General features: G+C 39.6%; 25 protein-coding genes. 18 read left to right on the forward strand and 7 right to left on the reverse strand.

The window, feature by feature from the left end; all coding sequences use genetic code 11:
• Nucleotides 1–28 precede the first annotated feature (28 nt).
• The gene (locus B3394_RS08650; RefSeq protein ID WP_273243721.1) at nt 29–988 is read right to left on the reverse strand and encodes a hypothetical protein; all 960 of its coding nucleotides are present in this window, start codon (nt 986–988) and stop codon (nt 29–31) included.
• A 123-nt stretch (nt 989–1,111) separates the two neighbouring features.
• On the opposite strand from B3394_RS08650, the gene B3394_RS08655 reads away from it, so the two are divergent.
• The 4 genes from B3394_RS08655 (at nt 1,112) to B3394_RS08670 (ending at nt 5,697) form a co-directional block, all read left to right on the forward strand.
• Entirely contained in the window at nt 1,112–2,872 is a 1,761-nt protein-coding gene (locus tag B3394_RS08655; RefSeq protein ID WP_273243720.1) for an MFS transporter, read from the forward strand.
• A 75-nt stretch (nt 2,873–2,947) separates the two neighbouring features.
• Nucleotides 2,948–3,850 carry an EamA family transporter gene (locus B3394_RS08660; RefSeq protein WP_286915242.1) on the forward strand — a complete coding sequence of 301 codons (903 nt, stop codon included), beginning with the start codon at nt 2,948–2,950 and terminating at the stop codon, nt 3,848–3,850.
• 2 nt (nt 3,851–3,852) lie between these two features.
• Nucleotides 3,853–4,977 carry a cysteine desulfurase family protein gene (locus B3394_RS08665; RefSeq protein WP_286915249.1) on the forward strand — a complete coding sequence of 375 codons (1,125 nt, stop codon included), beginning with the start codon at nt 3,853–3,855 and terminating at the stop codon, nt 4,975–4,977.
• Nucleotides 4,978–5,055: 78 nt separating this feature from the next.
• Complete coding sequence (locus B3394_RS08670) at nt 5,056–5,697, forward strand: porin family protein (RefSeq protein WP_286915258.1); 642 nt, start codon at nt 5,056–5,058, stop codon at nt 5,695–5,697.
• Between the two features lie 53 nt (nt 5,698–5,750).
• On the opposite strand, the gene B3394_RS08675 is transcribed toward B3394_RS08670, so the two are convergent.
• From B3394_RS08675 to B3394_RS08685, 3 genes are all read right to left on the reverse strand, one after another.
• Nucleotides 5,751–6,200, reverse strand: a complete 450-nt coding sequence (locus B3394_RS08675; RefSeq protein ID WP_273243713.1) for a GNAT family N-acetyltransferase — start codon at nt 6,198–6,200, stop codon at nt 5,751–5,753.
• Nucleotides 6,201–6,219: 19 nt separating this feature from the next.
• Nucleotides 6,220–6,888 (reverse strand): ABC transporter ATP-binding protein, encoded by a 669-nt coding sequence (locus tag B3394_RS08680; RefSeq protein WP_177735657.1) that lies wholly within the window; start codon nt 6,886–6,888, stop codon nt 6,220–6,222.
• Nucleotides 6,889–7,262: 374 nt separating this feature from the next.
• Nucleotides 7,263–7,556: a DUF3861 domain-containing protein gene (locus tag B3394_RS08685; RefSeq protein WP_286915274.1), complete on the reverse strand. Its 294-nt coding sequence runs from the start codon at nt 7,554–7,556 to the stop codon at nt 7,263–7,265.
• A gap of 88 nt (nt 7,557–7,644) precedes the next feature.
• Between B3394_RS08685 and nadC the strand changes: the two genes are divergently transcribed.
• From nadC to priA, 4 genes are all read left to right on the forward strand, one after another.
• Complete coding sequence (nadC, locus tag B3394_RS08690) at nt 7,645–8,502, forward strand: carboxylating nicotinate-nucleotide diphosphorylase (protein ID WP_273243707.1); 858 nt, start codon at nt 7,645–7,647, stop codon at nt 8,500–8,502.
• A 50-nt stretch (nt 8,503–8,552) separates the two neighbouring features.
• Nucleotides 8,553–9,476: a YihY/virulence factor BrkB family protein gene (locus B3394_RS08695; RefSeq protein WP_177735651.1), complete on the forward strand. Its 924-nt coding sequence runs from the start codon at nt 8,553–8,555 to the stop codon at nt 9,474–9,476.
• A 22-nt stretch (nt 9,477–9,498) separates the two neighbouring features.
• Nucleotides 9,499–9,930, forward strand: coding sequence for a DUF2147 domain-containing protein (locus B3394_RS08700; RefSeq protein WP_177735649.1), 432 nt, complete (start codon nt 9,499–9,501; stop codon nt 9,928–9,930).
• A gap of 89 nt (nt 9,931–10,019) precedes the next feature.
• Nucleotides 10,020–12,470 (forward strand): replication restart helicase PriA, encoded by a 2,451-nt coding sequence (gene priA / locus B3394_RS08705; protein ID WP_286915275.1) that lies wholly within the window; start codon nt 10,020–10,022, stop codon nt 12,468–12,470.
• Here priA and B3394_RS08710 read toward each other — a convergent pair.
• On the reverse strand, nt 12,467–13,162 hold the full coding sequence (locus B3394_RS08710) for a LytR/AlgR family response regulator transcription factor (RefSeq protein WP_177735645.1): 696 nt from the start codon (nt 13,160–13,162) through the stop codon (nt 12,467–12,469). The two genes, priA and B3394_RS08710, sit on opposite strands and share 4 nt — an antisense overlap.
• A 176-nt stretch (nt 13,163–13,338) precedes the next feature.
• On the opposite strand from B3394_RS08710, the gene rpsF reads away from it, so the two are divergent.
• The 6 genes from rpsF to B3394_RS08740 all read left to right on the forward strand — a co-directional run bounded on the left by rpsF (nt 13,339) and on the right by B3394_RS08740 (nt 17,972).
• Nucleotides 13,339–13,680, forward strand: coding sequence for a 30S ribosomal protein S6 (gene rpsF / locus B3394_RS08715; RefSeq protein ID WP_177735642.1), 342 nt, complete (start codon nt 13,339–13,341; stop codon nt 13,678–13,680).
• A 4-nt stretch (nt 13,681–13,684) separates the two neighbouring features.
• A complete protein-coding gene (gene rpsR / locus B3394_RS08720; protein ID WP_035132889.1) occupies nt 13,685–13,981 on the forward strand; it encodes a 30S ribosomal protein S18 in 297 nt (98 codons plus the stop codon).
• A 15-nt stretch (nt 13,982–13,996) separates the two neighbouring features.
• A complete protein-coding gene (gene rplI, locus B3394_RS08725) occupies nt 13,997–14,440 on the forward strand; it encodes a 50S ribosomal protein L9 (RefSeq protein WP_177735640.1) in 444 nt (147 codons plus the stop codon).
• 114 nt (nt 14,441–14,554) lie between these two features.
• Nucleotides 14,555–15,028: a DUF6495 family protein gene (locus B3394_RS08730; protein ID WP_177735638.1), complete on the forward strand. Its 474-nt coding sequence runs from the start codon at nt 14,555–14,557 to the stop codon at nt 15,026–15,028.
• Nucleotides 15,029–15,111: 83 nt separating this feature from the next.
• On the forward strand, nt 15,112–17,112 hold the full coding sequence (gene ligA, locus B3394_RS08735; RefSeq protein ID WP_286915277.1) for an NAD-dependent DNA ligase LigA: 2,001 nt from the start codon (nt 15,112–15,114) through the stop codon (nt 17,110–17,112).
• 224 nt (nt 17,113–17,336) lie between these two features.
• Nucleotides 17,337–17,972 carry a lysoplasmalogenase family protein gene (locus B3394_RS08740; protein ID WP_177735635.1) on the forward strand — a complete coding sequence of 212 codons (636 nt, stop codon included), beginning with the start codon at nt 17,337–17,339 and terminating at the stop codon, nt 17,970–17,972.
• Here the strand turns inward: B3394_RS08740 and B3394_RS08745 are convergent.
• Complete coding sequence (locus B3394_RS08745; protein ID WP_177735633.1) at nt 17,962–18,879, reverse strand: metallophosphoesterase; 918 nt, start codon at nt 18,877–18,879, stop codon at nt 17,962–17,964. The genes B3394_RS08740 and B3394_RS08745 overlap by 11 nt on opposite strands.
• 12 nt (nt 18,880–18,891) lie before the next feature.
• The gene (locus B3394_RS08750) at nt 18,892–19,674 is read right to left on the reverse strand and encodes a 5'-nucleotidase C-terminal domain-containing protein (RefSeq protein WP_286915282.1); all 783 of its coding nucleotides are present in this window, start codon (nt 19,672–19,674) and stop codon (nt 18,892–18,894) included.
• A 48-nt stretch (nt 19,675–19,722) separates the two neighbouring features.
• Between B3394_RS08750 and B3394_RS08755 the strand changes: the two genes are divergently transcribed.
• From B3394_RS08755 to B3394_RS08770, 4 genes are all read left to right on the forward strand, one after another.
• Nucleotides 19,723–20,241 carry a DUF6913 domain-containing protein gene (locus B3394_RS08755; protein ID WP_177735629.1) on the forward strand — a complete coding sequence of 173 codons (519 nt, stop codon included), beginning with the start codon at nt 19,723–19,725 and terminating at the stop codon, nt 20,239–20,241.
• Between the two features lie 11 nt (nt 20,242–20,252).
• Complete coding sequence (dapA, locus tag B3394_RS08760) at nt 20,253–21,134, forward strand: 4-hydroxy-tetrahydrodipicolinate synthase (RefSeq protein ID WP_177735627.1); 882 nt, start codon at nt 20,253–20,255, stop codon at nt 21,132–21,134.
• A 24-nt stretch (nt 21,135–21,158) separates the two neighbouring features.
• Complete coding sequence (locus tag B3394_RS08765) at nt 21,159–21,671, forward strand: ferritin (RefSeq protein WP_177735625.1); 513 nt, start codon at nt 21,159–21,161, stop codon at nt 21,669–21,671.
• A 166-nt stretch (nt 21,672–21,837) separates the two neighbouring features.
• Nucleotides 21,838–22,647 carry an outer membrane protein assembly factor BamD gene (locus B3394_RS08770; RefSeq protein ID WP_286915294.1) on the forward strand — a complete coding sequence of 270 codons (810 nt, stop codon included), beginning with the start codon at nt 21,838–21,840 and terminating at the stop codon, nt 22,645–22,647.
• Nucleotides 22,648–22,654: the final 7 nt, after the last annotated feature.

Here is a 22,654-nt window from a genome sequence, read left to right on the forward strand (position 1 = left end):
TTTTTAGTATAATTAGAATACTTTTGTCTTAGTTTGTCCTGTAGTCACCAAAGGTATATTCCGGATGCAGGAACGACTGACTTCCTTTTTTGTATCGGATATTGGTGAATTTGATATTGTGTTTGTAACCGATTATTGTCGTGTTGTCCACTCCAAAAATAGCAGTGGTCACTATGGTAACGGTACCTTCATTAGCGATCCATTCTTCACTCAGCACGATAGGAGTTGCCGGAGTACCGGAGCAGATTAAATCGGTAGTATAATCGGCAGCAGCACCTCCTGTATAAAGTCGGTATATTGCCCTGTTGGTTCCGTCTAAAGTAATGGTTTGTGTTCCTGCTTCACTCGGATAGGAAGCTGCCGGTAAATCCAATAATAAGGCCTGGTTGCTGCTTTGCAGGAAGATCTTATTATCCGTACAGTTCTTGATGGTCGGATCGGTGAAAGAGAACGAAAGCGTATTGGTGGTCGGGGTATAGGTGCCGAAAAGATATTCCTGGAAAGAGATCGTGGAAGCTCCGTTTGAAAACTGTACGTTCTTGAATTTTATCTGGTGGTTATAGCTAACGCTTGTTGCCAATGATGACGCATTTACATTCGGAAGCATGGTTGTTACAATCTCGATTGTACCGCCGGGAAGCACCCGGTATTCTTCCGCTACTACCGGACTTACCGGAGGAATGGTCGAACAAACCGCTGCAGAAGTAACATCGTCACTGTAGGAACGGTATATGATTTCCGATCCGGTTGTGGTAATGGTTATCGGGGTGCCGGCCACAGTTTCCTGGTTCTTGAAATTAGAAGCCGCCACATTGATCAGCATTAGCTGGTTTTTGTTGGTCCTGGTAAGAATGGTCTGGGTGTCCGTACTGTTGCTGCATTTCTGGATGCTGCTGCTACCAAAATCAAAAGTTTCAACAACGATATCGCCATCGTCACATCCGTTCAATAAAAACAGGCATACAAATGCTCCAAATATTTTTTTCATTTTATCATAGAATTTGTAACAAAAGTAACTTTTTTTACATTTACTACTAAGCGGATTGAATCAAATTCAACTTAATTGTTATATTTGAAATCCTAATAACTAACCAACCAAGTTCCTGTATATATGGAAGTATCACCAACTAAGACCAATTATCCGGCTCTTTATACCCTTATTACGGTATTTTTTTTCTGGGGTTTTATAGCGGCTGGAAACAGCATTTTTATTCCCTTTTGTAAAAATTATTTTTCATTAGATCAGTTCCAATCCCAGCTAATTGATTTTGCATTTTATACGGCGTATTACCTGGGCGCTTTGCTCTTATTTATTTTTGGTGCTTCAAAAGGAAAGGATATCGTTGGGAACTGGGGTTATAAAAAGAGTATTGTCTACGGATTATTGTTCTCTGCTTTGGGAGCGGGAGCCATGATAATAGCGGTACAGTGTAATGTCTATCTGGGAATGCTGGTGGGCTTGTTTATCGTTGCGCTGGGCTTTTCATTGCAGCAAACGGCAGCCAACCCTTTTGCCATTTCACTGGGCAACCCGAAAACAGGGGCAAGCAGGGTGAACCTGGGCGGAGGAATTAATTCCTTTGGAACAACTATCGGTCCCATAGTGGTAGGATTGGCCTTATTTGGCACTACAGCGTCAATTACAGACGATCAGATCAAACATCTGGAACTGGACAAGGTAATCGTGCTTTACATCTGTGTAGGGCTTTTATTTTTAGCGGCTGCGGCATTGTTCTATTTTTCCAAAAAGGTTCCGGCCGGTATATCTGACGAACCGATGGAAAAAGCCAACAAAGCGATCCGTACACTGGTTGTCATGACGGTACTTCTGGCGGTGATGTTTATCCCGGTTTTCAATAGCTACAAAAGTGATGATGCTTTGAAAATTGAATCGTTGGAAAAAGAAATTAAAAACGTAAAATCAAATATTTCGATTGATGACAATGCTGCTCTGGCAGAAAGTGTTATTAAAAACATAGAAACGGAAGCCCATGAATTAAAATCGGCTTTGGAGAAAACCAGAATGTACTGGCTTTCCGGAGCACTGGTTGTGATTGTAGGCGGATTGCTGCTGGCCAAAAGAAATGCCAAAAAAAGTAGTGAAGGCTGGGGTGCCATGCAGTATCCGCAGCTGGTTTTAGGAATGCTGGCCATCTTTACCTATGTGGGTGTCGAAGTGGCTATCGGGAGTAACCTGGGAGAATTGTTAAAACTGCCGGAATTCGGGAAGCACCAGTCTTCCGAAATTGCCCCTTATATTTCCATGTATTGGGGTAGCCTGATGATTGGTCGCTGGGCAGGCGCCATCAGCGTTTTTAACCTGAGTAAAAATAAAAAGAATCTGGCGCTCATTGTTGTGCCGTTGCTTGCATTTTCCATTATTATCGGCGTGAATACGCTGGCAGAAAAAGATATGTCGCCGTTGTATTATTATGTGGTTTGCGTATTCGTACAGATTGCCGCTTTCTTTTTGAGTAAAGACAAACCGGCAAGAACCTTAATGATTTTCGGCTGTATCGGATTAGTAGCGATGCTAACCGGATTGCTTACGGAAGGTACGATCGCCATTTATGCTTTCCTGGCAGGAGGATTGGCCTGCAGTATCATGTGGCCGGCCATTTTCAGCCTTTCCATTATGGGATTAGGGAAATATACCGCACAGGGTTCAGCCTTTTTAATCATGATGATTTTAGGAGGCGGGATCATTCCGCCGATCCAGGGAAAACTGGCCGATATTATCGGGATTCACAATTCCTATATTATCCCGGTAATCTGCTTTGCCTACCTGACATTCTTCGCCATCATTGTAAAATCCATTTTGGCGAAACAAAAGATCGACGTGGATTCCATAGAAATTGAAGGTGCCCATTAATAAAGATTAAGAAAAAGATAAAATAAAATTCGGAGCAGGGGAAATTAGTACCTTTGCTCCGAATTTTATTTTCTGATGAAAACAACAAAATACTACCTGGCTGCTTTTGTAGCCTTTTTGATCTGGGGATTCTTCAGTTTAGGATTAAAACCCATTCATCATTACCCGTCGCTTGATATATTATTTTACCGTGTTTTCCTCGGAGTAATTTTAATGACGGTCGTTAATGTGGTGTTTCGCGGTAATGTTGTAAAGCAGAATTGGTCGGACTTTAAAAATATGCTGCCCAACCACAAGCGGCAGATATTGTTTCTGACGTTCGGCGGATCGATATTGCTAATGGCTAACTGGTTCTTTTTTATTTTTGTGATGAACCACGTTAGTGTAAAGGCGGCCTCGTTTGCCTATATGGTATGCCCGATCCTAACCACCGTTTTTGCCTATTTTATACTGAAAGAAAAGTTGAGTAAGTGGCAGTGGACGGCGGTAGGAATCAGTGTTTTCAGCTGTGTGTTGTTGTCCTATAATCATTTTATGGATATCTTTTTCAGCCTGATCGTGGCGGCTACTTATGCCCTGTATCTGGTGAGCCAGCGAAAAAACAGCGAAATAGACAAATTTCTGTTGCTGAACATTCAGCTGCTGGTAGCGGGAAGTATCATGCTGCCGTTTTACCCGAAATACAGCGGCGCACTGCCAACGGAAGGCTTGTTTTACATTTGCCTGCTCATTATCGTAGTGCTGTTTACCATTATACCATTGTTCTTAAATTTGTATGCGCTCAAAGGAGTAAGTTCCGCAACGGTAGGAATCATGATCTATATCAACCCGATCATCAATTTCCTGCTCGCGATTTTCTATTTTAAAGAACAGGTGAGTCTTTTACAGCTGACCGCCTATTTCTTAATTTTGGTTTCCATCGTGGTTTTTAATGAAAAACTGCTTTTTAAGCGCAATAAAAAACATTTAGAGATTTAGTTATGAAAAAAGTTTATCTGGATAATGCAGCTACTACGGCGGTCAGACCGGAAGTGGTTCAGGAAATGATAAAAGTTTTAGCGGAAGATTACGGGAATCCGTCCTCGACACATAGTTTTGGACGTAGTGCCAAAGTATTGCTGGAAACAGCCCGGAAGTCCATTGCAAAACAGCTAAATGCCAATGCGCAGGAAATTATTTTTACGTCCTGCGGAACGGAAGCCGATAACTGGATTATCCGCTCGGCAGTAAGGGATTTGGGAGTAACACGGATTATCACCTCTAAAATAGAACACCATGCAGTTTTGTATGCCGTGGCAGCTGTTCAAAAAGAATATGCTGTTGCGGTGGATTATGTCAGTATTTTGCCGAATGGTGAGATCGATTATACCCATCTGAGCGATTTACTCGCGCAGGATAAAAAAACGCTGGTTAGCCTGATGCATGTAAATAACGAAATAGGAACGGTACTTGACCTGGAGCGGACAGGACGCATCTGCAAACAATACGGAGCCTATTTTCATTCCGATACCGTACAGTCGGTAGGAAAAACAGCGTTCGATCTGCAAACGCTGCCGGTTGATTTTATTGTTGGCAGCGCTCATAAATTCCACGGACCAAAAGGAGCCGGTTTTGCTTTTATCCGGAAAAATACCGGGATTCAGCCTTTGTTTTTTGGCGGGGAACAGGAAAAAGGACTGCGTGCCGGAACGGAAGCTGTTCATCAGATTGCCGGAATGGCAAAAGCCCTGGAACTTTCGTATGCAAACCTTGAAGCAGAACAACAGCATATCACTGATTTGAAAAACTATCTGATAGCGGCGTTAAAGGAAGCCTTTCCGGAAACCGGAATAAACGGAAGCGAAAAAGGATTTTATAATATTGTGAATGTGCTGCTGCCGTTTTCGGACGATAAAACAGCGATGATACTGTTTAATCTCGATATGAAAGGAATTGCTGTTTCCAGAGGAAGTGCATGCCAATCCGGAAGTATCAAGCCTTCCCATGTACTGGCAGAGATTCTTTCTGATGAAGCCATTAAAAAACCGAGCCTTCGCATTTCCTTAGGTCATGACAATACTAAAGAAGATATCGACCTGTTTGTGGAAGCCTTAAAAGCTGTCTGATTTTTGTAATACTATTTTGTGAATTTTTTGCAAAGTATGCTTTAAATAGTATTTTTGCCGAAATTTTGAAAAAATAAAATGAAAAAAGTATTATTTGCAGCAATTGCTGTTTTTGGTCTTGTTTTTAATGCAGGCGCTCAGAGCAAAGGAGATGTTGAATTTGGCGCAAATATCGGCGCGAATTATGCCTATATCGGAGGGAAAGACGGTACTTCGGATGCCCGTTTTAACTGGAATGCCGGTATAGCTGCAGATTACTACTTTTCGGATAGATGGAGTGTTAAAGCCAAATTGATCTATGACAGAAAAGGATGGAATGACGGTTATCTGCTGTTTGGGAATGATGCCTTCGATCCGGTTCATGCAACGGTAATATACAATACCCACTTTAATCTGGACTATTTGACCATTCCGGTAACGGCAAACTGGCATTTTGGAAAGAAGAGAAACTGGTATCTGCATTTTGGACCTTATGTTGGTTTTTTAGTTAACGCAAAAGACACAAGGTTTAAAAACGATGTAAAAGATTTCTTTAAAACAACCGACTTTGGTGCGAATCTCGGTATAGGGGTTAAGATCCCGGTTACCGATAAGCTGAAAATATTTGTTGAATATGATGAGCAGGCCGGTTTGACTGAAATCTATAAAACGAATAAATTCTCTAAAGTAACGAACTCAAGAGGAGCGCTGAATGTGGGTATAAACGTGATTTTAAAATAATAACGACCAACATAATAAAGAAGGCAGTATTGAAAAATACTGCCTTCTTGTTTTTAGGATTCCCGGAAAATATCCGGACGGTGAATCTCCATCCATTTTTCCGGGCTGGCTATAGGTTGCCAACCGAATTTTTTATACAATTCATGAGCATCGGAAGTGAGTAATATCCAACGGCGCAGGCCGGTTAATTCCGGATGGGACATGATGGTTTCCATCAGCCATTTGGAAAGCCCTTGTCCGCGATAGTCTTCCAGTACAAAAACATCGCCCAGATAGGCCATAGTTGAAAAATCGGAAACCACTTTGGCATAACCGATTTGTTTGTCTTTATAATAAATGCCGAAACATAAAGCATTGGCAATGGATTTCCGGATGCGTTCTTTGGGAATGTTTTTACTCCAGTAGGATTGGTTGGCTAAATAATCATGAATAACCTCCAGATCAAGTTTTGATTTGTCGGTTGAAATCGTGAAGTCGCCTTTGGTTGTTGTGATAATGTTCATAGAAAAAGTATTGTTCAGTTCAGAGCATGTTGCGGTTTAAATAGCCCATGGCAACAAGCTGTTGTTTGTCCTGTATAAGATAGGTTTGCCGGTCTTTTAACAGGTATAGTTTTGTAGCAATTTTTAAAAGACTTTCATAATGATGGTCGGTAATGATGATGCCTTTCTCTTTTGATTCTGTAATAATCAGGTTGTTGATGTCTTCAATCAGCATCGGGGATATGCTGGAATAAGGTTCGTCCAGCAAAACAAATTTCGCCTTGCTGAATAAAACCAGCCGTACGTCAAGATAGCGCAATTCTCCTGCCGAAAGTTCCCGGATCTGCTGGTTTTTAATCGCGTTAATCAGCGAATCGTCATAGAAATCTTTTTGTTTTTCAGCGGGAACAAACAGGCGTATCGCTTTGGCTACGCTGAAATAATTGGGAATAAAATGGTTTTGCGGTAAAAAAGCAACGAGGTCGTTTTCTTTATAGGGCTCGTTATAAACCTGGTTGTTAATCCGGATAAACTTATTTTCGGCTTCCAGAGTGCCGAAAAGAATTTGCAATAAAGTGGATTTGCCCGTGCCGTTTCTGCCGAGAATACCAATGATGTCGTTTGTTTCACATTTCAGGTAAATGTCCGAAAGAATAGGTTTGTCATCATAGGATTTTATAATACTATCTGCTTCAAGGCAATATTTCATAGCTCAGTATTTTAAAAATTAGGCAGACAAACAGGTTGGTGATAAAGCAAAAGAGAAAAAGACTGTTCCGGCTGATATGGGTATTGTAATAAAAAAAGTAATCGTTTTTGCGGTAATACTCCTTAAAGATAAAGGCAGCCAGCAGTCCGAAGGTACAAAAGGACACAAAGAAAGTCCCTAAGCTATTGAATATCCATATCAGCGAAATAAAGAGATTAATAGCCAGTGTACTTTTGTAAAATTCAAAGTAGAGCCTTAAATTTTTGCTGTGCCACATAAGTCTGAAATATGAACCGGTTACTCCTATAAAGTTAGGCAATTCTTTGCATAATTTTAGCGGCGGTGACAGATTTTTACCATTAAAATTTAAAAAATCAGGAAGCTTTTAGTTTTTTCATAAAAGCAGCAATAGCAGGACTTAACTCTTCAAATAGAGGCTGTTTGCGATTGCGGAGCATTACTTCGGTAAACAACTTTAAACCCAGTGCAAATTCTGCGGTGTCGCCCGGGTTTTCAAAAAGGGCTTTTTCGGTCAGTATTTCAACGATGCTGAAAATATCATCGTGATTGTGAAAGGTAAATTCAAGTGGCTCTTTTTCCGGATTTTCTCCTTTTATATCAGAAAGATACTCCAGTTTTAAGCGATAGGTATTGGTTTTCTTTTCCATTTGAGTCAGCGTTAATAAAGGCTTAAAGTACTTATAAATTTTCAAATCTTCAAATGAATCCTTATTTTAGCATCTCAATAGTAGACACATGATTTCAGAAGCACAATTTCAGCACGAATTAGATTTAATAATTGCCAATGCCATCCGTGAAGACGTTGGTGACGGCGATCACAGTTCTTTAGCCTGTATTCCGGCAACGGCACAAGGTAAAGCAAAACTGCTGGTAAAGGACGAAGGGATTCTGGCAGGAGTGGCATTTGCCCAAATGGTATTTCAGTATGTTGATCCCGGACTTCAGGTGGACGTTTTTATAAAAGACGGAACACCGGTAAAATATGGCGATGTCGCTTTTCACGTTTCCGGAAGTTCGCAATCGATCTTAAAAGCCGAAAGACTGGTGTTGAATGCCATGCAGCGTATGAGTGCCATAGCGACCAAAACAAAAGTATTTGTGGATTTGCTGGAAGGAACCAATACTAAAATACTGGACACCCGGAAAACAACACCCGGAATCAGGGCTATTGAAAAATGGGCGGTAAAAATTGCCGGAGGCGAAAACCATCGCTTTGCCTTGTATGATATGATCATGCTAAAAGATAATCACAATGATTTTGCCGGAGGGATAACAAAAGCCATCGAAAAAACAAATGCCTATTTAAAAGAGAAAAATCTGGATCTTAAAATTATAGTAGAAGCCAGAAACCTGGATGAAGTTCAGGAAATTTTGCAGAATGAAGGAGTTTACCGGATACTGCTGGATAATTTTAATTATGACGATACCCGGAAAGCGGTTGAAATGATAGGAGGGAAATGCCTTACGGAATCATCAGGCGGTATCAATGAAGAAACGGTGCGCCGTTATGCCGAGTGCGGTGTTAATTATGTTTCTTCCGGCGCCCTGACCCATTCAATTTACAATCTTGATTTGAGTCTTAAAGCGATTTAATTTGTATATTTCATCCAAATAATCCACAAACCTAATCCCAATTAACAAAGGTGTCAAAAGAAATCGAAGATCAGATTGAAAAAATACCGGTACTGAACAAGCTTATGGCTTTTATTAAAACAATAAAAGTTCCGGGACTTGGAGGTTTGTCTTTATACGATTTGCTGGAATTGTATGGAATCGGTATTGCAAAAGGTGCTTTTTCCTATAGAGCCGGGGCGATTGCTTTTAGCTTCTTTATGGCACTGTTTCCTTTTGCACTGTTTATATTAAACCTGATTCCGTATATCCCGCTGGAAGGTTTTCAGGAAGATTTTCTAAAGTTTGTGTCCGATAGCGTTCCGCCCAATACCTATGGTGCGATAGAAGCTATTTTGAAGGATATTATGAATAACAGTTACAAGAGCTTGCTTTCGTCGGGTTTCTTTTTGTCGATATTTTTAATGTCGAACGGATTAAATGCGGTTTTGGGCGGCTTTGAATCGTCTTACCATATTACAATTACTAGAGGATATTTCAGGCAGTATGCGGTAGCAATAGGCTTGTCTATTATTTTCTCCATGCTGCTGCTAATCACGGTATCGGCGATAGTGGTTTCGGAAGTAATTATCCAGAAACTGTCCAACCGGTTGCTGCTGGACGATGTGTTTTTTATACAGCTGGCCCGGTATGCTTTTATCCTGATCATGCTTTTTGTTTCGGCTTCCTTTCTTTTTAAATTCGGAACAAGGGAGACCAAACAGATCCCTTTTTTTAATGCAGGAGCTATCTTTACAACCGTTTTAGTGATTATCTCTTCCTATGTGTTTGGTATTTATGTAGTTCGGTTTGCCCGTTATAATGAGTTGTACGGATCAATTGGTACACTTCTTGTATTGATGTTCTATATATGGATTAACTGTATGATTTTATTATTAGGATTCGAATTAAACGCAACTATTAATAAATTAAAAAGAAAAAATTTATATATTTAACAAAACGTAAAAACAGCAAATTATGAGAAAACAATTTTTGACGGTATTGTTTGTGGCATTTTTGGGTCTTTTTTCAGCACAGGCGCAAAGTGTGGTAGGAAAATGGAAAACGGTTGATGATGAAACCGGAGAAGCGAAATCAATTGTGGAAATCACCGAATCCGGAGGAAAGATTTATGGTAAAGTAGTGGAGATTTTAAATCCGGCTAAAAAGAATGCCAAATGTAAAGATTGTTCCGGTGAAGATAAAGACAAACCAATTTTAGGACTGACAATCATAAAAGGACTTAAAAAATCCGGTAACGAATATACAGACGGTAAGATCCTGGATCCTAACAAAGGGAAGCTGTACAAATGTACTGTCAAACTGGACGGGAGCGATAAGCTGGATGTGAGAGGATATGTTGGAATATCATTAATAGGCAGAACACAAACCTGGTCAAGAGTTAAATAAAATATACCTGTACTATAAGGTGAAAAACACTTCTTTCGGGAGTGTTTTTTTTATGTATAGCCATTATCTTTGTATATCAAAATTATCCCATGTTGCATTTCGTAGAAGTCGTTTTACCATTAGCCTTAAACAAAACATTTACCTATTTGGTTTCTGAAGCAGAATTTCAGTATATCAAAAAGGGCATGCGTGTGGCGGTACCTTTTGGAAAAAACAAAGTGTACACGGCTTTAGTGATCGACTTGCATCAAAATGAGCCGTTGCTGTACAAGGCAAAAGAAATTCACCAGATTCTGGATGAAGCACCGCTGGTAAACGAAAAGCAGATTGAACATTGGATGTGGGTTGCGTCCTATTATATGTGTGCCATCGGCGATGTTTTTAAAATGGCACTGCCTTCCGGATTTTTGCTGGAAAGCGAAACGATCATTTCTTCCAAAACAGATTTGGCTGTTGATGAAAAAGAACTGGACGATGAAGAATTTCTGATTTACCAGGCATTACAGCAGCAATCGTCTTTAAAAGTTGAAGATATCGTTGCAATCCTGGGAAAGAAAAATGTCTTTCCGGTACTGAACAGGATGCTGACGAAAAACGTTTTGATCTTACAGGAGGAAGTAACCGAAAAATACAAACCGAAATTAACCCGTTATATCCGTCTGCATTCCGAATTTTTGCAGCAGGAACAACTTGCAGAACTATTGGAGCTGTTGTCCAGAGCACCTAAACAACGGGAATTGGTGTTGCAGTATTTTCAGTTGCAGGTCACGGATAAAAAACCGATATCGGTCAAAAAACTGACAGAAGCGGCAGGAAGTACGGCAACAGTCGTAAAATCACTCGTTGATAAAAATATTTTTGAAGAATATTACCTGTCGGAAGACCGGGTGCATTTTGAAAAATCGGAAAATGCCGGTTTTGAACTGAGCCTTCCGCAGCAAAATGCTTTGGATGCCATTCAGGAAAGTTTTCAGCAAAATGCGGTTACCTTGCTGCATGGTGTTACCGCTTCGGGAAAAACAGAAGTTTATATAAAACTGATCGAAGCTTACCTGCATCAGGAAAAACAGGTGTTGTACCTGCTTCCGGAAATTGCCCTGACGGTTCAGTTGGTCAGCCGGCTTACGGCTTACTTTGGAAATCAGGTTGCGGTTTACCATTCCAAATATACCAATAACGAACGCATCGAGGTGTGGCAGCAGGTGCTGCAGGGTTCCGAAAAAGCAAAAATTGTCATCGGGGCACGATCGGCTTTGTTTCTGCCGTTTTCAAACCTGGGGCTTATTGTTATTGACGAAGAACACGAACAAACATATAAGCAATTCGATCCGGCACCGCGATACCATGCGAGGGATGCGGCAATTGTGCTGGCTTCTGCTCACGGGGCAAAAGTGCTTCTGGGTTCGGCAACGCCAAGTCTTGAAACCTATAATAATGTACAATCCAATAAATACGGTTTGGTCAATCTTACCGAGCGCTATGGAAAAGTCTTTTTGCCGGAAATTTATTTAGTCGACATCAAAGACAAATACAAGCGGAAAAGAATGAAAGGGCATTTTAGCGATACGCTCATTGAAGCAATGGCAGAAGTGCTGGCGTTAGGCGAGCAGGTTATTCTGTTCCAGAACAGGCGCGGCTATTCTCCTTTTGTGGAATGTCTTACCTGCGGACACGTGCCGCAATGTCCGAGTTGCGATGTGAGTCTTACTTATTATAAGTATAAAAACCAGCTGCGGTGTCATTATTGTGGATACACCATTGCGAATCCAACCCATTGCCATGCCTGCCAGTCGGTCGATCTGTCGACCAAAGGTTTCGGAACCGAGCAGATAGAAATGGAGTTGAAAGAACTTTTTCCGGATAAAACCATCGGCAGAATGGATCAGGATACCACACGCGGAAAATTCGGATATGAAAAAATCATCGATGCTTTTAAGGAAAGGGAAACCGATATTCTGGTGGGAACACAAATGCTGGCAAAAGGACTGCATTTTGATAATGTAACGCTGGTGGGTATTATGAATGCAGACAATATGCTCAACCAGCCTGATTTCCGGTCACACGAAAGAGCTTTCCAGATGATGACGCAGGTTGCCGGCAGGGCGGGTAGGAGTGAAAAAAAAGGAAAGGTGATGATCCAGACCTATAATCCCTACCATAATATTATACGGCAGGTTACCGAACACGATTATAACAGCATGTATAAAGAGCAGATCTATGAAAGGCATAACTTTAAATACCCGCCTTTTTACAGACTGATAAAGCTTACTTTAAAACACCGGGATTATGACCGGCTTAAAGAAGGTTCGATGTGGATGTATAACGTACTGACCCAATCACTGCAAATTCCGATACTGGGTCCTGAAGAACCGGCTATCAGCAGAATCCGGAATGAATATATCCGTACCATACTGATCAAGATTCCTCAGAAGAACCATTTGGGAAACACAAAAAAAACTATCCAAAAAATATTGAATAGTTTTGAAGCGGTTGCCCAGTACCGGGCGATAAAAGTTACGGTTAATGTCGATAATTACTAAGTATTTTCGATCGCTTTAACCAGGTCTTCTTTTTTGTTTCGGCTTAACGGGATCTTGTTTGTGCCAATCTCGGCAAACTTACTGTTGAATTTGTCAATCTTGTCAATGTTTACAATAAACGATTTGTGAACCCGGATGAATTTATCTTTCGGCAGTTCTTTTTCAAAGGCTTTCATTGTGGACAGGACAAGGTGATTGTCTTCATCGGTGATCACTTTAACATAATCGCCGTAAGCTTCAATCCATTTGATTCTGGAGATGTAGATTTTTAATTTTTTGAGATTACTTTTAATAAAGATGTAAGGACTTTCTTCCTCCGAGTTTTCTTTTCCGAGCAATACAAAGTTCATCGCCTTTTTGACAGCAACATTAAATCGTTCTCTGGTAATGGGTTTGTGTAAATAGTCGGTAGCAGCATAATCAAAAGCTTTGACCGCATATTCCGTTTTGGAGGTAATAAAAATCACCTGCGGTTTTGCTTTTAAACCATCTAATAAATCGAATCCGCTGATTATGGGCATTTCAATGTCCAGAAAAACCAAATCTACATTTTTGTTGGTGATGCAATTCTTTGCCTCAATGGCATTTGAGAATTCACCTACAAGAGTTAAATTTGGATTTTCGTTTACTAATTTGGTTATGGTTAATCGCTGAATACTACTATCGTCAACTACTATACAGTTTATCTTCATATTCTAAAAAAAATGAAAGGGTTATTTTAGTAATAAAAATAGCAAAATTGTTCGGAATGACAAAGCAGAGTTGGGATAAAATGTACAGTAGGTGTAAAAAAAGGGAAATGACGTTGTAGATTAAATATAAATCACTATTTTTGCACCCAATTTTATAACAAATAAATTTTTTTATTATGAATCATTATGAAACTGTTTTCATCTTGAATCCCGTTTTATCTGAACAACAGGTAAAGGAAACAGTAAGCAAATTTGAAGATTTTCTTACTTCTAAAGGAGCAGAGATGGTAGCGAAAGAGGATTGGGGCTTAAAAAAACTAGCTTACGAAATCCAACACAAGAAAAGTGGTTTTTATCACTTATTTGAGTTTAAAGCTGCTGGAGAGATCTTAGCTGGTTTTGAAACTGAATTCCGTCGTGACGAAAGAATCATGCGTTTTTTAACTGTAAGTTTAGATAAGCATGCAGTATCATGGGCTGAAAGAAGAAGAGCGAAATTAAAATCTACAAAAGCTTAATTATATGTCAAGTATTGAGCAATCTGCAAAAGGAAAAAAAGACGGAGATATCAGATATCTAACGCCTTTAAATATAGAAACTAACAAAACTAAAAAGTATTGTCGTTTCAAAAAATCTGGAATCAAATATATCGATTATAAAGATCCGGACTTTTTATTAAAATTCGTTAATGAGCAAGGAAAAATCCTTCCTCGTCGTTTAACAGGAACTTCTTTGAAATACCAAAGAAAAGTATCTGTAGCTGTGAAAAGAGCACGTCATTTAGCATTAATGCCATATGTGGCTGATTTATTAAAATAAAAAAGAGGCGAGATTATGGAACTTATATTAAAACAAGACGTACAGAATTTAGGTTTTAAAGACGATGTGGTATCTGTTAAGCCAGGTTACGGTCGTAACTTTTTAATTCCTCAGGGTGCTGCTATTTTAGCTACACCTTCAGCTAAAAAAGTATTAGCTGAAAACTTAAAACAAAAAGCTCACAAAGAAGCTAAAGTTGTTGCAGATGCTAAAAACTTAGCAGAAGCGATCAAAGCTTTAGAGATCAAAATCACTGCTAAAGCAGGAGGTGAGAAATTATTCGGTTCAGTTACTAATGCTGATATCGCTCAGATTTTAGAGAATAACGGTCACGCTATCGATAAAAAATTCATCACATCTGGTATCGTTAAACGTACTGGTAAATACACTGCTTCAGTGCGTTTACACCGTGATGTAATCGTTGATTTACCGTATGAAATCGTTGCTGAACAAGCATAAATTTCTTAAAATATCCTAAAAGCCTTCCCTGTCGGGAGGGCTTTTTTTATATCTTTATATTGACACAAATGGCTGCTCCCATTAGCGCTGCGCCTGAGAATTAAATACAAAAAAATGAAGTATACCAGACTAACAAAAGAACAGCTGGAGGAATTACACCCGGAATTTACGAACTTTTTAGCAACTCAATCGGTAGATAAAGCCGAATGGGACAAGATAAAGGAAACCAATCCGGAAGTGGCAGAACAGGAAATTGATGTCTTCTCCGATTTGATCTGGGAAGGCGTACTGACGAATGCAAAATACCTGGAACATTATTCCAAAAATCATATTTTCCTGTTTCATTGCAGTGAAATCCACATGCAGACAATTGTAATCCATTCTTTGGTAGCAGAAGCCGACTTTTTGTCAAAAGACGGACTGGAATGGCTGAGCGATAATTTGTTTACCGATAATGTGGAGATCCAGCGGGGACAAAAAGTATTTGCCGGTGAACGGAATGATGAAATTTTTAACCTGATTCAGCAGGGAACTATCCTGAGTGATGGCGAATTGTACAAGCAAATGGAAAATATTCTGGAGCAGTAGAAATTTCTGTATTTCCCCGGAAAAATTATAAGAAATTGGTTAAATTAGTTCCTTGAAATTAATTTTCCCAATTTTTTTACTTTATGGACGTTTTACAAACTATTCAGGCTCTCAGAGAGGAGTTAAATAAACACAATTATAACTATTATGTTTTGGATAACCCTACAATCTCTGACTACGAGTTTGATGTAAAACTAAAGGAGCTCCAGGAGCTTGAGGCAAAACATCCGGAATATTCCGATGAAAATTCTCCGACACAGCGTGTGGGCGGAGCGATTACCAAAAATTTCGAAACCGTATTGCACGAATCCCGTATGTATTCGCTGGATAACTCGTATTCCAAAGAAGACTTACTGGATTGGGAAAAAAGAGCCCAGAAAATATTGGGTGACGTACTTTTGGAGTACACCTGCGAGCTAAAATACGACGGTGCTTCAATTAGTATTACCTACGAAAACGGAAAGCTGAAACGCGCGGTAACCCGCGGTGACGGATTCCAGGGTGATGATGTCACGAACAACGTTAAAACCATAAAAGCGGTTCCGATTCAGCTAAAAGGAGACTTTCCTCCGAAATTCGATATCAGGGGGGAAATTATCCTGCCTTTTGCCGGATTTGAAAAAATGAACCAGGAACTGATCGAAATAGGTGAATCGCCCTATTCAAATCCCAGAAACACGGCTTCGGGCAGTTTAAAACTACAGGACAGCTCGGAAGTGGCAAAACGACCGCTGGACTGCTTGCTGTACTCGCTAATTGGTTCCAACCTGCCGTTTGCTTCCCAGTTTGAAGGACTGGAAAAAGCCCGTCAATGGGGTTTTAAAGTCCCGAAACAGGCGCAGCTGGCTAAAAGTATGGACGACGTTTTTGCGTTTATTGATTATTGGGACATCCACAGACATGACCTGCCGTATGAAACGGACGGTGTGGTAGTAAAAATAAACAGCCTGCAGTATCAGGATGAGCTGGGCTATACGGCCAAATCGCCGCGTTGGGCAATTGCCTATAAATTTAAAGCCGAACAGGTTGTAACACGATTGCTGTCTATTGCCTACCAGGTGGGAAGAACCGGAGCCATTACTCCGGTGGCAAACCTCGAACCGGTACAACTGGCAGGAACCATAGTGAAAAGAGCATCCTTGCACAATGCCGACCAGATCCAGAAACTCGATATCCGGGTGGGTGATGAAGTTTTTGTGGAAAAAGGAGGCGAAATAATCCCTAAAATCATAGCGGTTGACCTGGACAAACGTCCGCAGGATTCAGAACCGACAATTTATATTCATAGCTGTCCCGAATGTGAAACGGAATTAGTACGGAAAGAAGGAGAAGCACAGCATTATTGTCCGAATTTCTATGGCTGCCCGCCGCAGATTATCGGGCGTATCCAGCATTATATTTCCCGAAAAGCCATGGATATTGAAGGTTTGGGAGGAGAAACAGTTGCCTTGCTGTTTAATAACGGCCTGGTGAAAAACTATGCGGATTTGTACGAACTGAAAAAGGAACAGATCATTCCTTTGGAGCGTATGGCGGAAAAATCGGCAGACAATCTGATTAACGGTATCGAAAAATCAAAAGAAGTTTCCTTTGAACGAGTACTGTTTGCTTTGGGGATACGTTATGTTGGCGAAACGGTTGCCAAAAAACTGGCAAAACACTATAAATCGATAGATGCGATAGCTAAGGCTACATTGATGGATTTGGTGCTGGTGGATGAAATCGGGGAGAAAATAGCGCAAAGTGTTGTGGAATTCTTCGAAAACACAGAAAACAGCATCACTATTGAGCGATTACGGAAATTTGGAGTGCAGCTGGAAATGGGCGCGCATCACGATACGACCGTTTCGGATCTGCTGGCCGGAAAAACATTTGTGGTTTCGGGTGTTTTTGAAAAATTTTCCAGAGATGATCTGAAAAAAGCGATTGAAGACAACGGCGGAAAAGTGGGCAGTTCGATCTCTAAAAAAACCGATTATGTTATTGCAGGCGAAAATATGGGGCCGGCAAAACTGGAAAAAGCCAGTCAGTTGAATGTAAAGATTATCAGTGAGGACGACTTTATTGCGATGCTCAACGATTAGTCTTTTGTAAAGGATTTTTGGACTGTTCGGGTTTGAAAAGTCCGGTTTTTTGCTTTAAAACGACAGAATATGCTTTTTTCGGGATTTCTGTATTTTTTGGAGCAGTTTGTTGTATCTTTAATTTGAATGCTTCTTTTTTGGGTTTTTACAGTTTATAGTGCTGAGTTATGGAGCAAAAAGCGAAAGATTATACAAGCAGGTTTTTAGTAATATTTTACTTTTTTATGAGTTTGCTGGTGATTTTGAGCGAATACCAGCAGGATACACTCTTGACCTATATAACAAAGCCGTTTTTAATGCCGCTGTTGTTTTATCTGTACTATATCAACTCGGCATCCAATAACCGGAATTACGGTTTTATCCTGGCGCTTTTGTTTAACTGGGTTGCCAATATTGCTTTTGTGGCAGCCACTAAGGAAACCGTCTTTTTTGGCTCCCTGTTTTTCTTGCTTTACCGGATTATGGTGGTGTATATTTTAGTGGAACAAATCGTGTTTCCTAAGGTTTTCCCCTTTCTGGTAGGCTGTATTCCTTTTTTCTTTATTTATATTACGGTCACGAACCTTGTCAATGCCGAAATAGAAAACGGAATTTATCTTTTTTGGGTTAACGGGATTTTTATGATTTTTCTGGGCGGATTTACCCTGGCGAATTATATACTGGATAACAATAAGGTAAATACCCTTTTATTGATAAGTACCTTATTGTTTACTTTTATACAGTTTATCGTAACGATTAATTTGTATTATCTGACTTTAGTGGTGTTTAAACCAATAGCGATGGCGATGTTTGTTGTCGCGCAATTCCTGCTTTATAAGTCGGTATTATTGATGGATGAGCGGAAAAAAGCTATACCGTGATACTTCTTCCGGAATGTGATTTTGATTTATCGGCATCAAAATAAAAATCGATTCTTCCCAGATTGATACCGTAGCAGCCTACCTGGTTAACCAGTACCTGTTTTCCGTCGGCATTGGTTTCAATGACCGGTTTGTCCAGGAAAGTATGCGTATGGCCGCCAATGATCAAATCGATATCTTTTGTTCTTCTTGCTAAAAGGACATCACAGATCCTGTCCGGTTCGTCTTTGTATTTAAACCCGATGTGGGAAAGACAGATCACCAGGTCGCATTTCTTTTCGTGTTTCAGGATACGGGTCATTTCTTTTGCCGTTTCAACCGGATCGTTATAAACGGTTTCCTTGTATAGTTTTTTGTCGACTAATCCCTGTAATTCCACGCCAAGACCAAAAACACCTATTTTGATACCGTCTTTAACGAAAATCTTATACGGTTTTACGATGCCGTCCAGAATAGTGTTCTTAAAATCGTAATTAGCGGAAACGAAATCAAATTTGGCATGCGGCAATTGGGCATAAAAACCATCGATGCCGTTGTCGAAATCGTGGTTTCCAAGTGTTGCCAGATCATAATCCAGCATGCTCATCAGTTTGAACTCCAGTTCGCCGCCGTAATAGTTAAAATAAGGCGTGCCCTGGAAAATATCTCCGGCATCCAGTAATAATACATTAGGATTCTCTTTTCTGATTTCCTGGATCAGCGTAGCGCGTCTGGCGACACCACCCATATTCGGGTTTCGCGGATCGCTTGCCGGAAACGGATCGATATGACTGTGAACATCGTTCGTGTGAAGGATGGTTATTTTTTTAATATCGGGAGCAGTTGTAAAGCTGCTTAATGATAAACCTCCCAGAGTAACTAATGCCGAACTGGCTGCTGTTCCTTTTAAAAAATCTCTTCTTTTCATTTTCTTTTATCTTTATTCCAGGATTATTCTTTCTGACGTGATTACCGGGATGGTATCTACTTTTTTGAAGTAGTCAATTAACAGGTTTCGTAGCTTGTAGTCCATGTCATAAGCTTTAACGGCTTTTTTGAAGAAATTCATGCTGTCGCCTCCATTTGATAAATAATCGGAAGTGGCTACATAATAACTCTTGTTGTCTTCAACAGGTTTTCCGTTTACACTTAACGACTTAACGCTTAGATTGTTTTTATCGGCAACGATTTTTAAACCGGAAAGCGGATGCGGTTTCTTTTCTTTCATGATGTAAGCGGCCATTTCCCGGATCTGAGCGCCTTTTAATTCAATTATAATCAGGCTGTTTTCAAACGGCATGATCTCAAAAGCGGTTCTTGTGGTCACATTTCCTTTGGGAAGTACGGCGCGGATTCCGCCATGATTTAAAAGACAGATGTCAATATTTTTCTTTTCACGGGACTGGAAAATCGGGTTGGCCATTTCGATGGTAACATCGGCTAAAAGATTTCCGATTGTCGTTTGCCAGGTGCCTTTGCTTTTGTCTAATGTTTCCGGGCAGTAAGCCAGAACATTGTCTAAATCTTTGTCAATATGGGTGCGGTAAGGCGCTATATAATCTTCTATGGATTGAACATCCCTGTACGCATTTGTGATACCAATTTGTTTGCCTTCAATTTTTGTGTTCTGGTATTTTTGACCGGCGCAGGAAGCCAATAAAAAAATACCTGTAAGAACAATAAATGGCGTTAAAAAATGGTTATACTTTCTTAATTTTGTCATTTGTTATAAGCCTTATTTAATTAACTTTGTATTTCAAGTAAAATTACTATGTTTTTAAAAACAATAAAGGATTTTTCATTAAAAAAAATCATTAAAAAAAGATTACCCAATTATAAACTTACCGTTACGGAAGGGGCAATACAAACGGTTGGTCTGTTGATAGATGAAAGCTATTTTGTGGCTCAGAACGATCTGATTCAGGAGCTTGTTGCCAATGGAATTCCCCGAAAAAATATAGAGATCCTGATTTATAAAGACAGAATCAAGAAAAAAGAAACCTTCGAGTATCCTTATTTCAGCAGAAAGAACATTGCAATGAACGGGGAATTTCTAAAACCGGAGGTTGCCGGTTTTGTAAACAAACCGTTTGACATGCTGATCAGTTACTATGATGTGGAAAAAGCACCTTTACTGCTGCTGACATTGCAGTCCAAAGCAAAATTCAAAGTGGGTTTTTCAACGATCGACAAACGTTTGAATAACTTTATGATTACAACCGTTGCGGAAAAATACCAGGAATTTGTTTCCGAGCTTTTTAAATATTTGAAAATTTTAAATAAAATATAATCTAAATAATCATGCAATCATTAATAGGTACCGGTGTTGCACTTGTTACACCATTTAAAAAAGACTTTTCGGTAGATACGGAAGCTTTAACAAGAATTGTAAATTATGTTATCGACGGAGGTGTTGAGTATTTAGTGGTTTTGGGAACAACGGCAGAGTCGGCAACATTAAACCAGGAAGAGAAAGAATTAGTGATTCAGACAATTGTGGCTGCTAACAATGGCAGACTTCCGTTGGTTTTAGGTGTTGGAGGGAACAATACAATGAAAGTTGTTGAAGAATTGAAAACCAGAGATTTTTCGGCATTTCAGGCAATTCTTTCGGTTTCTCCATACTACAATAAGCCAACTCAGGAAGGAATTTACCAGCATTTTAAAGCCGTGGCGGAGGCTTCTCCGGTTCCGGTATTGTTATATAATGTGCCCGGAAGAACAGCAAGCAATGTATTGCCGGCTACGGTAATCCGTTTGGCAAACGATTTTAAAAATATTGTCGGTATAAAAGAAGCGGCAGGAGATATTGTTCAGGCAATGAAACTGATTCAGCAAAAACCGAAGGATTTCCTGGTTATTTCCGGGGATGATATGGTGACGTTACCAATGGTTTTAGCCGGTGGAGCAGGAGTGATATCGGTAATCGGAGAAGGATTTCCAAAAGAATTTTCCGAAATGGTCCGTTTGGGATTACAGCGAAAAGTAGATGAAGCATACCAGCTGCATTACCTGTTAGCGGACAGTATTGATATGATTTTTGAACAGGGTAACCCGGCGGGTATAAAAGCGATATTCAAAGCCCTAGGATTATCAGAAGATACGGTACGTTTGCCGCTGGTAAATGTTAACGAAGATTTAGCAAAACGTATTAACGATTTTGTAAAGAAAATAGTAAATTAGCCTTTCACTAAAAAAAAGAATTTTATGTTATCAAAAACTATTGAAGCAGCTGTTAATAATCAAATTAAAGTTGAGGCGGATTCTTCTCAAATATATTTGGCAATGGCATCTTGGGCTGAAGTTCAGGGTTTTGAGGGGATTGCAACATTTATGTATGCGCAGTCGGATGAAGAAAGAATGCACATGCTTAAACTGGTAAAATATGTCAACCAAAGAGGAGGGCAGGCACAGATTCCATCGGTTATTGAGCCGTCTTTAGACTATTCTTCATTCAAGGCATTGTTCACGCAATTGTTTGAGCACGAAGTAATGGTGTCGGAGAGTATTAATAATCTGGTTCATGTTTCCTTAGGCGAGAAAGATTATGCGACACACAATTTCTTACAATGGTATGTGTCGGAGCAGATAGAAGAAGAAGCAACAGCAAGAACAATCCTGGATAAAATCAATCTGATCGGTGACGATAAAGGAGGATTGTACCTGTTTGATAATGATATGAAGAATTTCAACGGAAATCAGGCTGCAAAAGTGCAATAAATTTGCAGAATAAGAGTTAAAGAAAAGATGTCGGTTTTACAGGCATCTTTTTTGTTTTTTTACCATAAAAAAAAAGATTTTGTAATCTCTAATTAATAACTAAATTTGCATTTGCTTTTAAAACAAGACTTTTGGCTGTTTTAGAAGCATAAAAACTGAAAATAAAATGAGTAAATTTCTATATATTTTTCTTTTTGCTGTTCTGTTAACGTCTTGTAGTCAGTATCAAAAAGCACTCAAATCGGAAGATTTGGCAATGAAATACGAAGTGGCTACCAAAATGTATGAAGCAGGGAAATATTCCAAAGCTATCCGATTGTTTGAACAGATAGCAGCGCCAAACAGAGGAAAACCTCAGGCAGAAAAATTATTTTATATGTTTGCTCAGTCTTATTATAAGACAAAACAATACTATTTGTCAGGATACCAGTTCGAATCGTTTGTTGCCGGATATCCGAAAAGTGAAAAAAGAGAAGAAGCAGCCTTTTTGGGAGCAAAAAGCTTTTACCAGCTTTCACCGATTTATTCGATAGACCAGACCGATACACAAAAAGGAATTGATAAATTACAGGATTATATCAATACCTATCCGGATTCTCCAAACTTTGCCGAAGCGAATAAAATGGTTACGGAATTACGGGAGAAATTAGAGAAAAAAGCTTTCGAAATCGCGAAACAATACAATACCATCGGGGAGTGGACCAGAGATTACAATGCCGCTATCAAAGCATTGGACAACTTTATTACAGACCATCCCGGAACAATATATAAAGAAGATGCTTTGTTTTACAAGTTTGATGCCACCTATAAACTGGGAATCAACAGTATTAAACCTAAAATGGAAGAGCGTTTAAACAATGCTAAAGTGGCTTACACTGCTTTGATCCGTTTTAAAGGCGATACAAAATACAAAGCAAAAGCTGACGAAATGTTAGCAAACATAGATAAAGAATTACAACAATTTTCTAAACAATAAGAACGTC

This window comes from Flavobacterium sp. UBA4197, assembly GCF_002379575.1.
GTDB classification, from domain to species: Bacteria; Bacteroidota; Bacteroidia; order Flavobacteriales; family Flavobacteriaceae; genus Flavobacterium; species Flavobacterium inviolabile.